Here is a 15,573-nt window from a genome sequence, read left to right on the forward strand (position 1 = left end):
GCTCATGCCTCGCTCACCCGCGGGTCGACCAGGGCGTTGAGCAGGTCCACGGCCAGGTTCACCAGCACGTAGATCGCCGCCGCCAGCAGGGTGATGCCGAGCACCACGGGCACGTCCTTGTCGTTCACCGCGTTGAGCATCAGTCGGCCGATGCCCTGGCGGGCGAACAGGTTCTCGGTGATCACCGCGCCGCCCAGCAGCGCGGCGAAGACGAAGCCGGACAGGGTGATCAGCGGCGTCAGCGCATGGCGCAGGGCGTGGCCCAGGCGCACGCCGGCCTCGGACAGGCCGCGGGCGCGGGCCATGGCGATGAAGGGCTGTTCGAGGATTTCCTCCAGCTCCTGGCGCAGCACCTGGGCCAGCACCGCGGCCACCGGCAGGGCCAGGGTTAGGATCGGCAGCACCAGGCTCTTCCAGCCGCGCGAGCCGGTGGGCGGCAGCCAGTGCAGCTGGAAGGAGAACACCAGCAGCAGGAGGATGCCGAGCACGAAGCTGGGCATGGACGACAGCAGCAGCTCGCCGCCGGAGGCCAGGCCGCGGGCCCAGGGCGCGCGGTTGGCGGTCAGCACCGCCGCGCTCACCGCCAGCAGTACCGCGGCCAGCGCCGCCCACAGGGCCAGCTGGGCGGTGGCGCCGACCTGCCCGGCGATGGCCTGGGCCACCGGGATGCGCAGGCGGTACGACTCGCCCAGGTCGCCCTGGACCAGGCGCCCCAGGTAGTGGGCGTATTGCACCGCCAGCGGCTGGTCCAGGCCGTAGTCGCGGCGCACCTGGGCGATGGCCTCGGCGGTGGGCATGGCGTCCGGCCCGCCGAGGATGGCCAGGGCCGGGTCGCCGCCGCTGACGTTGAGGGCGACGAAGGTCAGGCTGGCGGCGCCCCAGAGCACCGCCAGGCCGCCGAGGAAACGCCAGAACACGCGGCGCAGGGCTTTCATGGTTGCGGCTCCCGGTCCAGCCAGACGCTGGTGAAGAAGGGCACGTTGTGCGAGCTGTCGAACACCACGCCCTTGACGTCGCGACGGTAGGCGATGGTCAGCTGGCTTTCGTAGACCGGCACCGCCGGCACCACTTCGGTGAGGCGTTGCTGGGCGGCGCTGTACAGGCGCTGCTGCTCGGCCGCGTCGGTGCTGCGGCGGGCGCGGGCGAGCAGGTCGTCGAGCCGGGCGTCGCGCAGGCGCGCGCTGTTCTGCCCGATCAGCTTCGGCGTGGCGATGGAGTTGCTGTGGTAGAGGATGTACAGCCCGTCCGGGGTGTTGGTGTGCCAGTAGCCGCCGACCAGCGCCTGGTAGTCGCCGGCGTAGCGCAGGTCGTTGACCTGGGCCTGGGGCAGCACGCGCAGGCCCAGGTCGATGCCGATCTTCTTCGCGTCGGCCTGCATGGCCACCGCCACGTTGGCCGGCAGCGCCGGGCTGTCGATCATCAGCAGGGTGGCGGCCAGGCGCCGGCCGTCGCGGCTGCGGTAGCCCTCGGCGTCGCGCGCGGTCCAGCCGGCCTCGTCGAGCAGGGCGTTGGCCGCGACCACGTCGTAGCCCAGGGCGTTGCGCCAGGCCGGGTCGTAGAAGCGGGTGTTGGCGGCGAGGAAGTCGGCCTTGACCTGGAACTCGCCGAAGCCGCTGATCCAGGCCAGGCCCTCGCGGTCGATGGCGCGGGCCAGGGCCTTGCGCACGCGCACGTCGTCGAAGGGGAAGCGTTCGACGTTGAAGGTCAGGCTGCGCACCGGGTTGCCCTTGCGGATGCGGCTGCGCAGCACCAGTTGCGGGTCCTTGCGGATGGCCTGGGCGTTCTGCGTCGGCGCGTCCAGGGTGAAGTCGTACTGCCCGGAGACCAGCGAGCTGTAGCGGATCAGCGCCTCGGGCACGAAGCTCAGTTCCAGGCGCTCCAGGTAGGCCGGGCCCTGGTGCCGCAGCACCGGCGGCGCCCAGTGGTAGCCGGCGCGGCGCACGAAATTGGCGCCCTGGTCGCGGGTGTAGCTTTCCAGCACGAAGGGCCCGGAGCCCACCGGATGGGCGGCGATGGATTTCGGGTCTTCGAGGATCTGCTTCGGCGAGATCATGCCCAGCCAGGACTGCGCCAGCACGTCGAGGAAGGGCGAGTAGGGCTCGCGCAGGGTGGCCTGGAAGGTGTACTCGTCGAGCACCTTGCCCGACTGGTAGGGCGCGATGTAGGCCGCGGCCAGCGGCGACTTGGTGGCCGGGTCGCGCATGTGTTCGAGGTTCACCCGCACCGCTTCGGCGTTGAACTTCGTGCCGTCGCTGAAGCTGACGTCGTCGCGCAGGTGGAAGGTGTAGGTCAGGCCGTCTGCGGAAATCTCCCAGGATTTGGCCAGCCAGGGCGAGACCTTGCCCTGTTCGTCCTGGTACACCAGGCAGTCGTAGAGGATGCGCCCCAGCCACTGCACGTTGCCGTGGGACAGGGCGTGGATGTCGAAGGAATAGGTGTCCAGCGCGGCGCTGGCGCGCAGGGTGCCGCCGGGCTTGCCGGGGGCCTGCTCGTGGAAGTCCTCGGCGGGGTAGCTGAGCTGGCCGTCCTTGAGGGTGCCGGTGTCGAGGGCGGCGCCGCCGGCGCCGGGCCCATCGTCGGCGGCCGGCGAGCAGCCGGCCAGCACGGCGGCCAGCAGGGCGCCGGCCGCCAGGGGCAGGAGTCTGTCGATCATGCCGGCCTCCGCGGGAGGGCCGGTGGGGTGTGCGGTGTCGATGGCATCTACGATGTCCCTGTTGCCAGGCGGGCGGCGGATCGCGCCGCCCGCGTCAGTGCGCGCCGCCCCGGTCGGGTGGCGCGGCCGGTCAGTAGCGCAGTTCGAGGCCGACGTAGGCGCCGATGCCGTCGCCCGGGTAGAGGGCGGCGACGTCCTTGCCCTTGGCGTCGTACTGCGGCGCCACGGCGGTCACGTACTTCTCGTTGGCGAGGTTCTTGAGGTCGAGGGAGACCTTCCAGTCCTTCTTCGGCGCCTCGTAGCCGACCCCCGCGCCGAAGATGGTGTAGGAGGGCGCGTAGAAGCTGTTGGCGTAGTCCACCGCGGTGCGCGAGGCGGATGTCACGTTGACGCCGCCATAGAAGCCGCTGGGGTGCTGGTACTGCAGCTCGCCCTGGTAGACGTGCTTGGGAATGCCCGGCAGCTGGTTGTCGCCGAAGGTGTCGTCGTGGCGGTAGTAGAAGTCGTTGTAGGTGTACGCCTGGCGCCAGCTGATCTTCTCGCCGACGCTGTTTTCCCAGAGCAGGGTGTTCAACCCGGCCTCGACGCCCTGGTGGATGGTCGGGCTCTCGGCGTTGAAGGCCGAGGTGACCGCGGCGGTGGTGGCCGTGGCGGGAATGATCTGCACGTTCAGCAGCTCGTCGCGGATCCACGAGCGGTACAGCGCCAGGCTGCCGTCGAAGATGCCGTGGGAGCCTTTGATGCCGACCTCCAGGGTGTTGGCCTTCTGTTCCACCAGCGGCTTGACGAAGGGCGTGGCGGCCGCCGAGTTGGAGTACTGCCAGGACGCCGGCGGGTCGATGGAGCGGCTGAAGTTGCCGAACAGCTGCAGGTCCGGCGTCAGTTGGTAGCGCAGGCCGATGCGCGGCGCGGCGCTCCAGTTCTCGTAGGTGTCCTTGCTCGGGTAGCCGCTGGTGTTGCTGGTGTTCACGTACTTGATGTCGGTGCTGCGGCGCACGTTGATGAAGGACAGGCCGGTGGTCAGCCAGAGGTCCTCGGTCAGCTCCAGGTCGTTGCCGAAGGAGAAGACGTGGTCGAAGGACGAACCGTAGTCCACCACCTTCACCGGCTGCTTGTTGGCCCGCGTCGAGTCGACTCCGCCCTTGATGTGCTCGGTGGAGGTGAAGGCCGCGCTGGAGCGGCTCTCGTGGCCGAACCACTGGTCGCTGCGCGCGTAGTTGAGGACGAAGCTCAGGTCGTGCCAGTCCCAGTAGCTGGGGTTGGTCGGGCTGTCCGGGCTGTTGTTGTGCGGGTAGTCGTAGTAGACCAGGCCGACGTCCAGCCTGGAGTCGTCGTCGAAGGTGTAGGTGGTCTTGCTGCCGACCCAGGTGCTGCCCGGCCGGCGGCTGCCGGCGCCGCTGCTGGCGGCGGTGGGGCTGGCCTTGTCCGGGTCGTGCTTGAGCTGCTTGAGGGTGATGGCGCTGGGGTCGTTGTGGTACTCGTCGCGGTAGCGCACCAGCAGGCGCGTCTCCAGCTTCGGGTTGAAGCGGTAGCCCAGGTTGAGCACCACGCCCTGGCTCTTCGACAGGCTGTAGTCGCGGTAGCCGTCGTTGCGGTAGTTGTCGACGTTGGCGTAGTAGTCGAAGCCGCCGACCACGCCGCCGGCGCTGAGCACTTCCTTCTGGTAGCCGTAGCTGCCGGCCTCCACCCGCAGGCGGGTGCCGGGCGCGCTGTAGCCGGTCTGGTTGACGAAGTTCACCGCGCCGCCGAGGGTCAGCGCGCCGTACTGGAAGGCGTTGGCGCCGCGCAGGATCTCGGTGTAGTTCACCCCCGAGCCGTTGAGGAACTCGTAGGGCGTACCGCCCGGGCCGGTCAGCGGCAGGCCGTCGAAGAGGAACTTGATGCCCTCGCGGAAGTAACCCGGCGAGGTGTTGGCGCCCGAACCGCGGATGGATATCTTCGCCGCGTCGTTGCCGCCGGTGGACTGCACGAACACGCCGGGCTGGTAGGCCAGGGTGTCCTGCAGGTTGGCGGTACGGCCCTTGGAAAGCTGCTCGCTGTCCACCACGCTGACGCCGCCGGGCACGTCGGCGAGCTGGCTGCGCGCCGCCTCCACCGGGGTTTCCTTCTGTGCCTGCACCACTACCGTCTGTAGGCGGGTACCGCTGTTCTGCTTGCTGCTGTCGCTGGCATCGCTGCCTGCGGTTTCGGCCATTGCCTGGGTCCCCACCAGCAATACCGCCGAACCGAAACTTGCCGACCAGAATGTTGCCCGGCGAATAGCCAGCGCAAGTTTCCCCCACTCACCCCCAGAATAATTAACCACCAACTTCGAATCCTCATGGAATAGATAAAGTAATTGGCTTTCTATTCGTATAGTCATGCTCCATCTGTACTTGAGCAGGACTCGTGCCAGGTTGTTAATTCCTTTTAAATCAAGGTGTTGATGGTTTTTTGTGGTTTTTGTCTGCTTGCGCTGGATCAACAGGTGCTGATGTTCTGTTGGTTTGTGCGCAGTGTTTGGGTTATATGCAAATAACGGGGTGTTGGGTGGCGGAAAGTTGTATTGCGGGGCGGGGGAAGTTGTGGTGTTTTTTGTAGGAGCGAGCTTGCTCGCGAACAGGGTCAGCCGGTGAGACTGGTGTGGGAGGCTGACTCCGTACCCTCTCCCCAGCCCTCTCCCTGAAGGGAGAGGGGGCCGTTCGGTGTGCTCTGGTGGTCTGGCTTAAGCCGGAAGTTGCAGGAGTGTGCTGATGCCGCGATTGGCAGAGGACAGTCCCCTCTCCCTTCAGGGAGAGGGTTAGGGAGAGGGCGCTCTTCAGGACAGGCACCGCCTCCGACCGGCAGAACTCCGTTCGCGAGCAAGCTCGCTCCTACAACAGCAGCGCCCCCCTCAAACCGCCAACCCCCACAACCAGCGCTCCTCGAACGGCGGCGCCAGGTCGACGCTGGCCGGCGCCAGCTGCGCCACCTTCGGGCGGCCCTCCGCCGGTAGTTGCGGCACCGAGGCCAGCAGGCGCTGGGTGTAGGGATGCTGCGGGTTCCGCAGCACCACCTCGGTGGGGCCGGCCTCCTCCCTGAAGGGAGAGGGGCTTGTCCGTGCCGAGAGAAGGAATGGCTTCAACCTGAAACCACCGGCGTGTCCGGCTAACTCAAGAGCATCCGAACGCACCGAACGGTCCCCTCTCCCTTCAGGGAGAGGGTTAGGGAGAGGGCGCTCTTCAGGACAGGCACCGCCTCCGACCGGCAAACCCCGTTCGCGAGCAAGCTCGCTCCTACAACAGCAGCGCCCCCATCAAACTGCCAACCCCCACAACCAGCGCTCCTCGAACGGCGGCTCCAGGTCGACGCTGGCCGGCGCCAGTTTTGCCACCTTCGGGCGGCCCTCGGCCGGCAGTTGTGGCACCGAGGCCAGCAGGCGCTGGGTGTAGGGATGCTGCGGGTTCCGCAGCACCGCCTCGGTGGGGCCGGCCTCGACCACCTTGCCTTGCAGCATCACCAGCACTTCGTCGCTGAGGTGGCGGATCACCCCCAGGTCGTGGGAGATGAACAGGTAGGCCAGGCCCAGTTCGTCCTGCAGGTCGGCCAGCAGGTCGAGCACCTGGGCCTGCACCGAGACGTCCAGCGCCGACACCGGTTCGTCGCAGATGATCACCTTCGGCTGGCTGGCCAGGGCGCGGGCGATGGCCACGCGTTGCCGCTGCCCGCCGGAGAGTTGCAGCGGGCGGCGCTGCGCCAGTTCCGCCGGCAGGCGCACCTGGCGCAGCAGCTCGGTGATGCGCGCCGGGCGCCGCGCGGCTTCCAGGCCGCCGGCCTGGAGGGCGTCGTCGAGCACCTGGCCGACGCTCCAGCGCGGGTCGAAGGAACTCAGCGGGTCCTGGTAGATCACGCTGATGTCGCGCCGCCGCGGGCGGCGTTCACGCTCGGCGATGCGCTGCGCGGCGGCCGCATTCCAGGGCTGGCCGGCGAATGCCACGCTGCCGGCGTCCGGCTCCAGCAGGCCGAGGGCGATGCGTGCGGCGGTGCTCTTGCCCGAGCCGGATTCACCGACGATGCCCAGGGTGCGCCCGGCGTGCAGGCGGAAGCTGACGTCGTCGAGCACCTGCCGCCATTGCTGGTCGGGGCCGCGGTAGCGCTTGCCGAGGCCGCGGGCTTCCAGCAGCACCTGCGGCTGTGCGACTTCCGCGCGGCGAACCGCGGGAGCCGCGCCGGGCGTCAGCCGGGTGCCGCGCGGGCGGTTGGCGGGGATCGCCTCCAGCAGGCTGCGGGTGTAGGGGTGGCGCGGCGCGTGGAGGATCTGCTCGATCGGCCCCTGTTCCACCACCTCGCCGTGGCGCAGCACCAGCACCTCGTCGGCGAGCTGGGCGACCACCGCCAGGTCGTGGCTGATCAGCAGCAGCGAGTCGCCGCGCGCCTTCACCTGCTGCAGCACGCCGAGAATCTGCGCCTGCACGGTGGCATCCAGCGCCGTGGTCGGCTCGTCGGCGATCACCAGGCCCGGGTCCAGGGCCAGGGCGCTGGCGATCAATGCGCGCTGGCGCAGGCCGCCGGAGAGCTGCTCGGAGCGCTGCCGGGCGCGCAAGGCCGGCTCCGGCACGCCGACCTTCTCCAGCAATTCCAGCACCCGCTGCCGGCGGCTGTGGCGGTCGCCCCAGCGGTGGGTGCTCAGCACTTCGAGGATTTCCTGGCCCACCGGGCGCAGCGGGTCCAGGGATACCAGGGCGTCCTGCAGCACGAAGCCGATCTCGCGGCCGCGCAGTTCGCGCCAGCGCCGCTCGTCCAAGGCCAGCAGGTCGCGCCCGGCGTATTCCAGGCGCCGCGCCTGCACCCGCGCGCCGGCGCCGGCCAGGCCCACCAGGCTGCGCGCCAGCACGCTCTTGCCCGAGCCGGATTCGCCCACCAGGGCCAGGGCGCGGCCCGGCGGCAGGGTGAAGGACAGGCGGTCGAGCACGCGGTGCTCGCCGAAATGCACGGTGAGGTCTTCGACTATCAGCGGTTGGCGCGGCATCAGCGGCGGCCCTCCAGGCGTTGTTGCAGGTAGCGCCCGGCGACCGTGGTCGACAGGGTGGTGAGGACGATGAACAGGCCTGGGAAGAAGGTCAGCCACCAGGCGTTGACGATGAAGTCGCGGCCCATGGAGAGCATGGTCCCCCATTCCGGCGCCGGCGGCCGCGCGCCCAGGCCGAGGAAGCTCAGCGCCGAGGCCCAGACGATGGCGTGGCCGACGCCCATGGTCAGGGTGACGATCAGCGGGCGCATGGCGTTGGGCAGTATCTGCCGGGCGATGGTGCGCCATGGGCCGTGGCCCAGGGCGCGGGCGGCCTCGATGTAGCCGGCGTGGCGCACCGCCAGCACCTGGCCGCGGACCATGCGCGCGTAGCCCGGCGCGCTGCCGATGCCGGTGGCGATGATCAGCGGGCCGATGCCGCTGCCGAAGATGGCGACGAAGAGCAGCGCGAGGATCAGGCTGGGGAAGGCGAACAGCACTTCCAGCAGCCAGCCGATGCCGCGGTCCATGGCGCCGCCGGCCAGGCCCGCGGCGAGCCCCAGGCCGATGGCGATGCTCATCGCCAGGGCGGTGGCGGCCAGGCCGATGGTCAGCGACTGGCGCGCGCCGTGGATGACCCGCGCGTAGATGTCGCGGCCGGACTGGTCGGTGCCGAACCAGTGGGCCCAGCCCGGCGCGCTGAACGCCTCGCGCGGCTGGATGGCCAGCGGGTCGCCGTGGGCGAATAGCTGTGGGAACAGTGCGGCGGCCACCAATGCGGCGAGGAAGGCCGTCGCCAGCAGCGCCGGCCAGGGCAGCGCGCGGGCCTGCCGGCGCGGCGCCAGGGGCAGTTCGAGTGTGGGGGCGAGTTCGCTCATGCCGCGCTCCTTTGCAGGCGGGGGTCGACCAGTTCGTAGAGCAGGTCGACCAGGATGTTGGCCAGCACGTAGCCGGCGGCGACCACCAGGGTGATGCCCAGCACCAGCGGCAGGTCCTGGCTCTGCACGGCCTGGAACAGCTGGCGGCCCAGGCCCTTGCGGGAAAAGATCACTTCCACCACCACCGAGCCGCTGAGCAGCGCGCCCAGCGCCCAGCCCGACAGCGAGATGGCCGGCAGCACCGAGTGGCGCAGGGCGTGGCGGTAGCGCACGGCACGGTCGCTGAGGCCGCGGGTGCGCGCGGAGAGGATGAAGGGCTGCTCCAGGGTGATCTCCAGGGCCTCGCGGGTGACCTGGCCGATGAACCCGGCCAGCGGCACCGCCAGCGCCAGGGCCGGCAGCACCAGGCTGCGCAGGCCGTCGCTGCCGGCCGGCGGGAACAGCTGCAGGCCAAAGGCGAAGGCGGCCAGCAGCAGGATCGCCAGCCAGAACTGCGGCAGCGCCGCGGCGAGGGTCTCCAGCAGCGAGGCCAGGCCGCCGAACCAGTGGCGGCGGCCGGCGCTGAGCAGCGTCCAGCCCAGCACCATGAGCCAGGCCAGGGCCAGGGCGGCGAAGGTCAGCTGCAGGGTGGGGCCGGTCTGCTCGGCGAGGATGCGCGTCACCGGCAGGTGCTGCGAGTAGGACACCCCGAGGTCGCCGCGCAGCAGGTGGCCCAGGTGGATGGCGTACTGCACCGCCAGCGGCCGGTCCAGGCCGTATTCGCGGGTGGCCTCGGCGATGGTTTCCGGGGTGGGGTTGCCGCTGGGGCCGCCGAGGATGGCCAGCACCGGGTCGCCGGGCATCAGGCGCAGGGCGAAGAAGGTCAGGCTGGCGGCGGCCCACAGCACCAGCAGGCCGCCGAGCAGGCGCCAGGCGGCGTGGCGGGCCAGGCGCAGCAGGCGCTCGCGGCGCGGGTCGGGAGCGGTAAGGGTCTGGCTCATGGGTTCACCCAGGCGTCGTAGAGGGAGGTGACCGCCAGCGACGGCTCCAGGCGCACGCCGTGGGCGCGCTTGTAGATGCCCAGGCGGGTGCTCTGCGGGTAGGTGGTCAGCTGCAGGTACTGGCTGGAGGCGAGGGCCTGGGCCTGGTGGTACAGCTCGCGGCGGCGCTCGCCGTCCTGGGTGGCCAGGGCCTGTTCCACCAGGGCGTCGAAGCGCGGGTCGTCGAAGCCGGCGGTGTTCTGGTGGTAGCCGCGCACCCCGGCCGGGCGCAGGAAGGCCGAGCCGAAGATGATCCGCAGCACGTCCGGGGTGTTGGTGTTCCAGTAGCCCAGGCGGATGTCGTAGTCCCAGTCGGCCTGGCGCTGCTGGGCGAGCACGTCGCTCATCTGCTCGATGATCACCTCGAAGCCGGCGCGGCGGGCGGTGGCCTGCACCTGCTCCCACAGGCTGAATTCCGAGGGCGGCGTGCGGTTGCCCATGATCACGTGGACCTGCAGGCGCCTGCCGCCGCGGCTGCGGTAGCCCTCGGCGTCGCGCCCGGTCCAGCCGGCGGCGTCGAGCAACTGCCCGGCGCGCAGCGGGTCGTAGTCCTGGGCGTGCTCGAAGTCGGCGCTGTAGAAGGGCGTGGCCGCGCTGAGCGGGCCGCCGGCGCGGGGGAATTCGCCGAAGTACACGCTCTTCAGCGCCGCGTCTATGTCGGCCGAGCGGATGAAGGCCTCGCGCACGCGGAGGTCGTCGAAGGGCGCGCGGGTCATGTTGAGGGTGCCGTTGGTGGGGTTGCCGGGGCGCTGGGCGACCAGCAGCGACACCTCCGGGTTGGCCCGCGCGGCGGCGTGGGATTCCGGCGGCACGCTCTCGATCACGTCCACCTCGCCGGCCTGCAGCGAGGCGAAGCGCACCGAGGGCTCCTGGATGAACTTCCAGACGATGCGCTCCAGGTACGCCGGCCCCTGGTGCGCCGCGGTGGGCGGCGCCCAGTGGTAGTCGGGGTTGCGTTCCAGCACCACCTGGCTCTGGCGGTCCCAGCGCACCACCTTGAACGGGCCGCTGCCCACCGGGCTCTCGCAGTTCTCGTCGCGCGGGCGGCGCAGCGCCGTGGGCGACTGGATGCCGAGGAAGCCCTGGGCGAGCACTTCGAGGAAGGCCGCGTAGGGCGTGGCCAGGTGCACCACCGCGGTGTGCGCGTCGGGCACGTCGGTGCCGCGGTACTGGCGCACGTAGCCGCCGGCGGTGCTGGACTGGGTGCGCGGGTCGACCATGTGGTCGAGGTTGGCCTTCACCGCGTTGGCGTCGAACGGCGTGCCGTCGCTGAAGCGCACGTCGTCGCGCAGGTGGAAGGTGTAGCTCAGGCCGTCGGCGGAGACTTCCCAGCTTTTCGCCAGCCAGGGGCCGATGCGGCCTTGTGCGTCCATGGACACCAGCGAGTCGAGGAACTGCCGGCCGAGGAACACCTGGGGCATGTCGCCGGCGACGTGGGGGTCGAGGCAGATGGGTTCGCGGTCGGTGGCGTAGGTCAGGGTGCCGCCGCTGACCGGGGTGTCGCTGTGGGCCTGGTGGTCCTGCGCGTCGCGGCAGCCGCCGAGCGCGGCGGCGAGCAGCAAGGGCAGGGCGAGGGCCAGGGGCTGTGGGGGTGTTCGTCTGGGCTTCAAGCGTGGGCAGCCTTCTGCAGGTGGAAGACGGGGCGGCGTGCGCTCCGGGAGCGGCCGCCCAGGCTGCGTTGCACAAGCCATGCCCGGCCTGGAAGGCCCGTTTCAGTGGGCTTGCGCCTCGATTCCACGCTGCTGCGCGGGCAGTTTGTCGATTCGCTGTTGCTGGCTGAGCAGCGGGCGGTTGGCGGCGGGTTGTGAAGCGATCAACAGCGCGGCAACAGATGTTCCTTCGAGTACAGCGTGCTTTTTCTCATCTGATTGATTCAGAAGGAATTAATGCTTGGCATGGATTCTGCGAAAGCGCTGTCGAGCACGACTATGCGCATAGAGGCTCGCCCACTCATTGGAGGACCTAAGGAGCCTTGCCGTGCATTTGAAAAAACCTATAACCCGTACAACCCGCGCCGGCCTGGGGGGCCGGCTGCTGAGCCTCGGCGCCGGCCTGTGCCTGGCCGGCGGCCCGCTGTGGGCGGCCCAGCCGGAGGGTGGCGATACCCGCCTGGCCACCGTGGTGGTGGAGGGCGCCGCCCGCAGCGAGGCGCAGAAGGCCGAGGAGCGCTTGAAGAAGGTTCCCGGCGCGGCTGTGGTGGTGGACAACAAGGCAGTGGAGAAGGGCCGCGCGACCAACGCCGAGGACGTGTTCGCGCTGCAGCCGGGGATATTCGCCCAGGCCACCAGCGGCAGCGGGGCGAACAAGATTTCCATCCGCGGCTCGGGCCTGAACACCTTCTACCAGGGCTACGCGCTGGGCATCAGATACCTGTTCGACGGCCTGCCCATCACCGGCCCGGGCGGCACCCAGGAAGACTACCTGAGCATGAACGGCATCGATCACACCGAGGTGCTCTACGGTGCCAACGCCTTCGACTACGCGGCCACCAGCCTGGGCGGCGCCATCAACTTCGTCACCCACAGCGGCTACACCGCGCCGGGCAACTACCTGCGCCTGGAGGCCGGCAGCTTCGGCTACCGCAAGCAGCAGCTGAGCACCGGCGGGGTGGTGGACGACAGCGACTACTACGTGTCGATCTTCCACAACGAGCGCGACGGCTACCAGCACGACACCCCGAACAAGGGCCAGGAACTGGTGGCCAACCTCGGCCACCGCTTCAACGAGCGCCTGGATACCCGGCTGATCGTGCGCTACCGCGAGGAGACGCTGACCCAGGGCAACACCCTGACCCGCGCGCAGATCAAGCACGACTCCAATTCCAACAAGGTGCCCACCGGGCGCAAGAAGGACGGCTCCACCTGGGTCGGCAGCACCACCACCTACCGCTTCGACGATGACTCGCGGCTGCAGGTGGGCCTGAGCGTCAACGACTACCCGCTGCTCAACGGCTGGCGCTACTCGGCCACGCCGCAGGACTGGCGCTCCACCGACACCAACCTGACGCTGCGCTACCTGCGCAGCCAGGACCGCCTGTTCGGCCTGCCCAGCGACACCACCCTGACCTTCAGCAACACCCGCTCGCAGTTCGCCGACGTGAAGTCCCACAGCCGCGCCACCGGCCAGCTGCTGCAGCACACCGACTACACCGGCTCGCGGGATACCTTGTTCGCCTTCGGCAACGAACTGCAACTGGACCCGCGCCTGTGGCTGGTGAGCGGGCTCTCGGCGATCAACATCGACCGCGACGTGAGCATCGAGTACAGCACCAGCGCCAACACCAGCGAGTTCCCCAGCGCGGTCAGCTACAACAAGTGGTACGCCGCGCCGCGTGTTGGCCTGCGCTACCAGCTGACGCCGGACATCCAGCTGTTCGGCAACGCCAGCCGCTCCATCGACCCGCCGGTGACCTGGCAACTGGGCAGCACCAGTGTGCCGTACATCCGCCCGCTCACCCCGCAGAAGGCCGACACCCTGGAGGTGGGCATCCGCGGCAGCGTCGGGGTAGTGGACGGCAGCCTGACGCTGTACCGCTCCTGGGTGAAGGACGAACTGCTCTCGGTGGTGGTGCGCCAGGCCACCGCCACGGCGGATGCGCTGGTGGCCAACTCCAACGCCAGCCCGACCATCCACCAGGGCATCGAGGCGGGGCTGGGCATCCAGCTCTGGGAAGGCGCCAACGGCGACCGCCTGGACCTGCGCCAGGCCTGGACGCTGAACGACTTCCACTACCGCGGCGACAGCACCTTCGGCGACAACGAACTGCCCAGCCTGCCGCGCCAGGTGTACCAGGCGCAGCTGAACTACCAGCGGCACGACGGCTACTACGCCGAGCTCAACGCGCGGGCGGCCTCCAGCTACTACGTGGACTACGCCAACAGCCTGGGCGCGCCTTCGTACACGCTGTGGGGCGCCAAGCTGGGCTACCAGGCGCCGGGCCGGCGCTGGGAGGTGTTCCTCGACCTGCGCAACCTGACCAACGAGCACTACGCCACCGCGGCCAACACCGCCTACGACGCCAAGGGCCGGGACTCGGCCAACTTCTACCCGGGCGATCCGTTCAACGTCACCGCCGGGGTGGCCGTGCGCTTCTGAGCCGCCGCGGGGCCGGCGCCGTGCCGGCCCCGCCGCTTCAGGCGCCAGGCGCCAGCGCGGCGGTCAGCGAGCGCAGCAGGGTGGCGCAGCGCTGCTGCGGGTCCAGCGGGTAGCGGGCCAGCCACAGGGGCAGGTGTTCGAACAGCTCCAGGGTGGGCTGGCAGGCCTGGCCGGGGTTGGCGTAGCCGGCGGCGCCCAGCTGCGCATCGAGCTTCTGGCCGAGCTGCCGGCGCAGCCGTTCGACGCATTGGCGCTGTTCGTCGCTGAGGCAGCCGGCGTCGCGGGTAGCCAGCTGGAAGTGCAGGGGATTGCTTTCGTACAACGCCACCAGGCCCTCGACCACCCGTTGCAGGGCGGCCTTGGGGCAGCCGCGCAGCCGGCGCTGGTCGAACAGCGAAAGCAGCGCCAGGTAGTGTTCCTCGATGAACTCCAGCAGCAGCTCTTCCTTGCTCGCGCAATGGCTGTAGAGCGAGCCCGCGGTCAGCTCCAGGTGGCGCGCCAGCTCGCGCAGGCTGACCTGGGCGAAGCCGCGCCGGGCGAAGAGCTCCAGGGCCTTGGGGCGGTTGCGCGCGAAACGCGAGCCGGGGGAGGCGGGCGTGCTGTTCATCTGGGCACCTGTACGTCGTATCGGGTTGCTCGCCGGGGAAAGGCGCGCCGAAAGGGCGGCCGGCCGCGGCGCGCCCGTTTCGTGGGTTGGGCGCCTCCGGGGCCGGCCGGCCCGATCAGACGCGTTCGAAGATCACGGCGATGCCCTGGCCGCCGCCGATGCACATGGTGGCCAGCGCGTAGCGGCCCTGGATGCGCTGCAGCTCGTGGATGGCCTTGGTGGCGATGATCGCGCCGGAGGCGCCGATGGGGTGGCCCAGGGAGATGCCCGAGCCGTTGGGGTTGACCTTCTGCGGGTCGAAGCCCAGCTCGCGGCTGACCGCGCAGGCCTGGGCGGCGAAGGCCTCGTTGGACTCGATCACGTCCAGGTCGGCCACGCTCAGGCCGGCGCGCTGCAAGGCCAGGCGGGTGGCCGGGATCGGGCCGAGGCCCATCAGGGTGGGCTCGACGCCGGCGTGGGCATAGGCCACCACCCGCGCGATGGGTTGCAGGTTCTCGCTCTTCACCGCCTCGGCGGTGGCCAGCAGCAGGGCGCTGGCGCCGTCGTTCAGGCCCGATGCGTTGCCGGCGGTGACGCTGCCGTCTTCGAGGAAGGCCGGTTTCATCTTCGCCAGTTGCTCAAGGCTGGCCTCGGCGCGCACGTGCTCGTCCACCTCGAACAGGCTGGTGCCTTTGCGGCTGCGGATTTCCACCGGGACGATCTGCCCGGCGAAGCGCCCTTCGGCGATGGCGCGGGCGGCGCGCTGCTGGCTCTGCAGGGCCAGGGCGTCCTGGTCCTGGCGGGTGATGCCGTGCTGCTTGGCGATGTTCTCGGCGGTGATGCCCATGTGGATGCCGTGCAGCGGGTCCTGCAGGGCGCCGAGCATGTAGTCGAGCATCTTCACGTCGCCCATGCGCGCGCCCCAGCGGGCGCTGGGCACCAGGTAGCCGGACTGGCTCATGCACTCGGCGCCGCCGGCGATGGCGACGCGCGAGTCGCCCAGCATCAGGCCCTGGGCGGCGCTGACGATGGCCTGCAGGCCCGAGCCGCACAGGCGGTTGACGGTGAAGGCCGGGGCTTCCTTGGGAATGCCCGCCTGCAGCGCCGCCACGCGGCTGATGTAGGCGTCCTTGGGCGTGGTGGGGATGACGTGGCCGAACACCACGTGCTCGACGCGCTGCGCGTCGCAGTTGGCGCGGGCCAGCGCGGCCTGGGTGACCAGGGTGGCGAGCTGGGCGGGCGGGGTGTCCTTGAGCGTGCCGCCGAAGGTACCGATGGCGGTGCGCACCGCGCTGACGACGAAGACTTCTGGTCTGTGCATGGGAAGGGCTCCTGGCAGAATGGCGAGCAGTCTAGAAGGCGATGCGGTGGCGTCC

11 protein-coding genes are annotated in these 15,573 nt (G+C 70.0%); 1 reads left to right on the plus strand and 10 read right to left on the minus strand.

The features are described 5' to 3' along the window. Window positions 1-2: 2 nt before the first annotated feature. The 8 genes from ACTWJ5_RS13820 to ACTWJ5_RS13855 form a co-directional block, all read right to left on the minus strand. Window positions 3-935, minus strand: a complete 933-nt coding sequence (locus ACTWJ5_RS13820) for an ABC transporter permease (protein ID WP_043266538.1) — start codon at window positions 933-935, stop codon at window positions 3-5. Continuing rightward, window positions 932-2,653 carry an ABC transporter substrate-binding protein gene (locus ACTWJ5_RS13825; RefSeq protein ID WP_444439061.1) on the minus strand — a complete coding sequence of 574 codons (1,722 nt, stop codon included), beginning with the start codon at window positions 2,651-2,653 and terminating at the stop codon, window positions 932-934. The genes ACTWJ5_RS13820 and ACTWJ5_RS13825 overlap by 4 nt, the downstream gene beginning before the upstream one ends. 130 nt (window positions 2,654-2,783) lie before the next feature. Beyond that, a complete protein-coding gene (locus ACTWJ5_RS13830; RefSeq protein ID WP_444439063.1) occupies window positions 2,784-4,847 on the minus strand; it encodes a TonB-dependent receptor family protein in 2,064 nt (687 codons plus the stop codon). A 678-nt stretch (window positions 4,848-5,525) separates the two neighbouring features. After that, window positions 5,526-5,687, minus strand: a complete 162-nt coding sequence (locus tag ACTWJ5_RS13835; protein ID WP_444439064.1) for an ABC transporter ATP-binding protein — start codon at window positions 5,685-5,687, stop codon at window positions 5,526-5,528. 240 nt (window positions 5,688-5,927) lie between these two features. Further along, window positions 5,928-7,640, minus strand: coding sequence for a dipeptide ABC transporter ATP-binding protein (locus ACTWJ5_RS13840; RefSeq protein ID WP_444439066.1), 1,713 nt, complete (start codon window positions 7,638-7,640; stop codon window positions 5,928-5,930). Next, window positions 7,640-8,497 (minus strand): ABC transporter permease, encoded by an 858-nt coding sequence (locus ACTWJ5_RS13845; protein WP_074979452.1) that lies wholly within the window; start codon window positions 8,495-8,497, stop codon window positions 7,640-7,642. Before ACTWJ5_RS13845 ends, ACTWJ5_RS13840 begins: the two co-directional genes overlap by 1 nt. After that, window positions 8,494-9,477, minus strand: coding sequence for an ABC transporter permease (locus ACTWJ5_RS13850; RefSeq protein ID WP_253390715.1), 984 nt, complete (start codon window positions 9,475-9,477; stop codon window positions 8,494-8,496). The genes ACTWJ5_RS13845 and ACTWJ5_RS13850 overlap by 4 nt, the downstream gene beginning before the upstream one ends. Continuing rightward, window positions 9,474-11,126, minus strand: coding sequence for an ABC transporter substrate-binding protein (locus ACTWJ5_RS13855; protein ID WP_444439069.1), 1,653 nt, complete (start codon window positions 11,124-11,126; stop codon window positions 9,474-9,476). Before ACTWJ5_RS13855 ends, ACTWJ5_RS13850 begins: the two co-directional genes overlap by 4 nt. A 367-nt stretch (window positions 11,127-11,493) precedes the next feature. On the opposite strand from ACTWJ5_RS13855, the gene ACTWJ5_RS13860 reads away from it, so the two are divergent. Beyond that, complete coding sequence (locus tag ACTWJ5_RS13860; RefSeq protein ID WP_444439071.1) at window positions 11,494-13,611, plus strand: TonB-dependent receptor family protein; 2,118 nt, start codon at window positions 11,494-11,496, stop codon at window positions 13,609-13,611. A gap of 37 nt (window positions 13,612-13,648) precedes the next feature. Here the strand turns inward: ACTWJ5_RS13860 and ACTWJ5_RS13865 are convergent, their stop codons facing one another. Continuing rightward, on the minus strand, window positions 13,649-14,218 hold the full coding sequence (locus tag ACTWJ5_RS13865; protein ID WP_253407403.1) for a TetR/AcrR family transcriptional regulator: 570 nt from the start codon (window positions 14,216-14,218) through the stop codon (window positions 13,649-13,651). A 115-nt stretch (window positions 14,219-14,333) separates the two neighbouring features. After that, window positions 14,334-15,518: an acetyl-CoA C-acyltransferase family protein gene (locus ACTWJ5_RS13870; protein ID WP_444439073.1), complete on the minus strand. Its 1,185-nt coding sequence runs from the start codon at window positions 15,516-15,518 to the stop codon at window positions 14,334-14,336. Window positions 15,519-15,573: the final 55 nt, after the last annotated feature.

Origin of the sequence: Pseudomonas sp. A6 (assembly GCF_052367875.1) — a bacterium.
In the GTDB taxonomy this organism is placed as follows: Bacteria; Pseudomonadota; Gammaproteobacteria; order Pseudomonadales; family Pseudomonadaceae; genus Pseudomonas; species Pseudomonas citronellolis.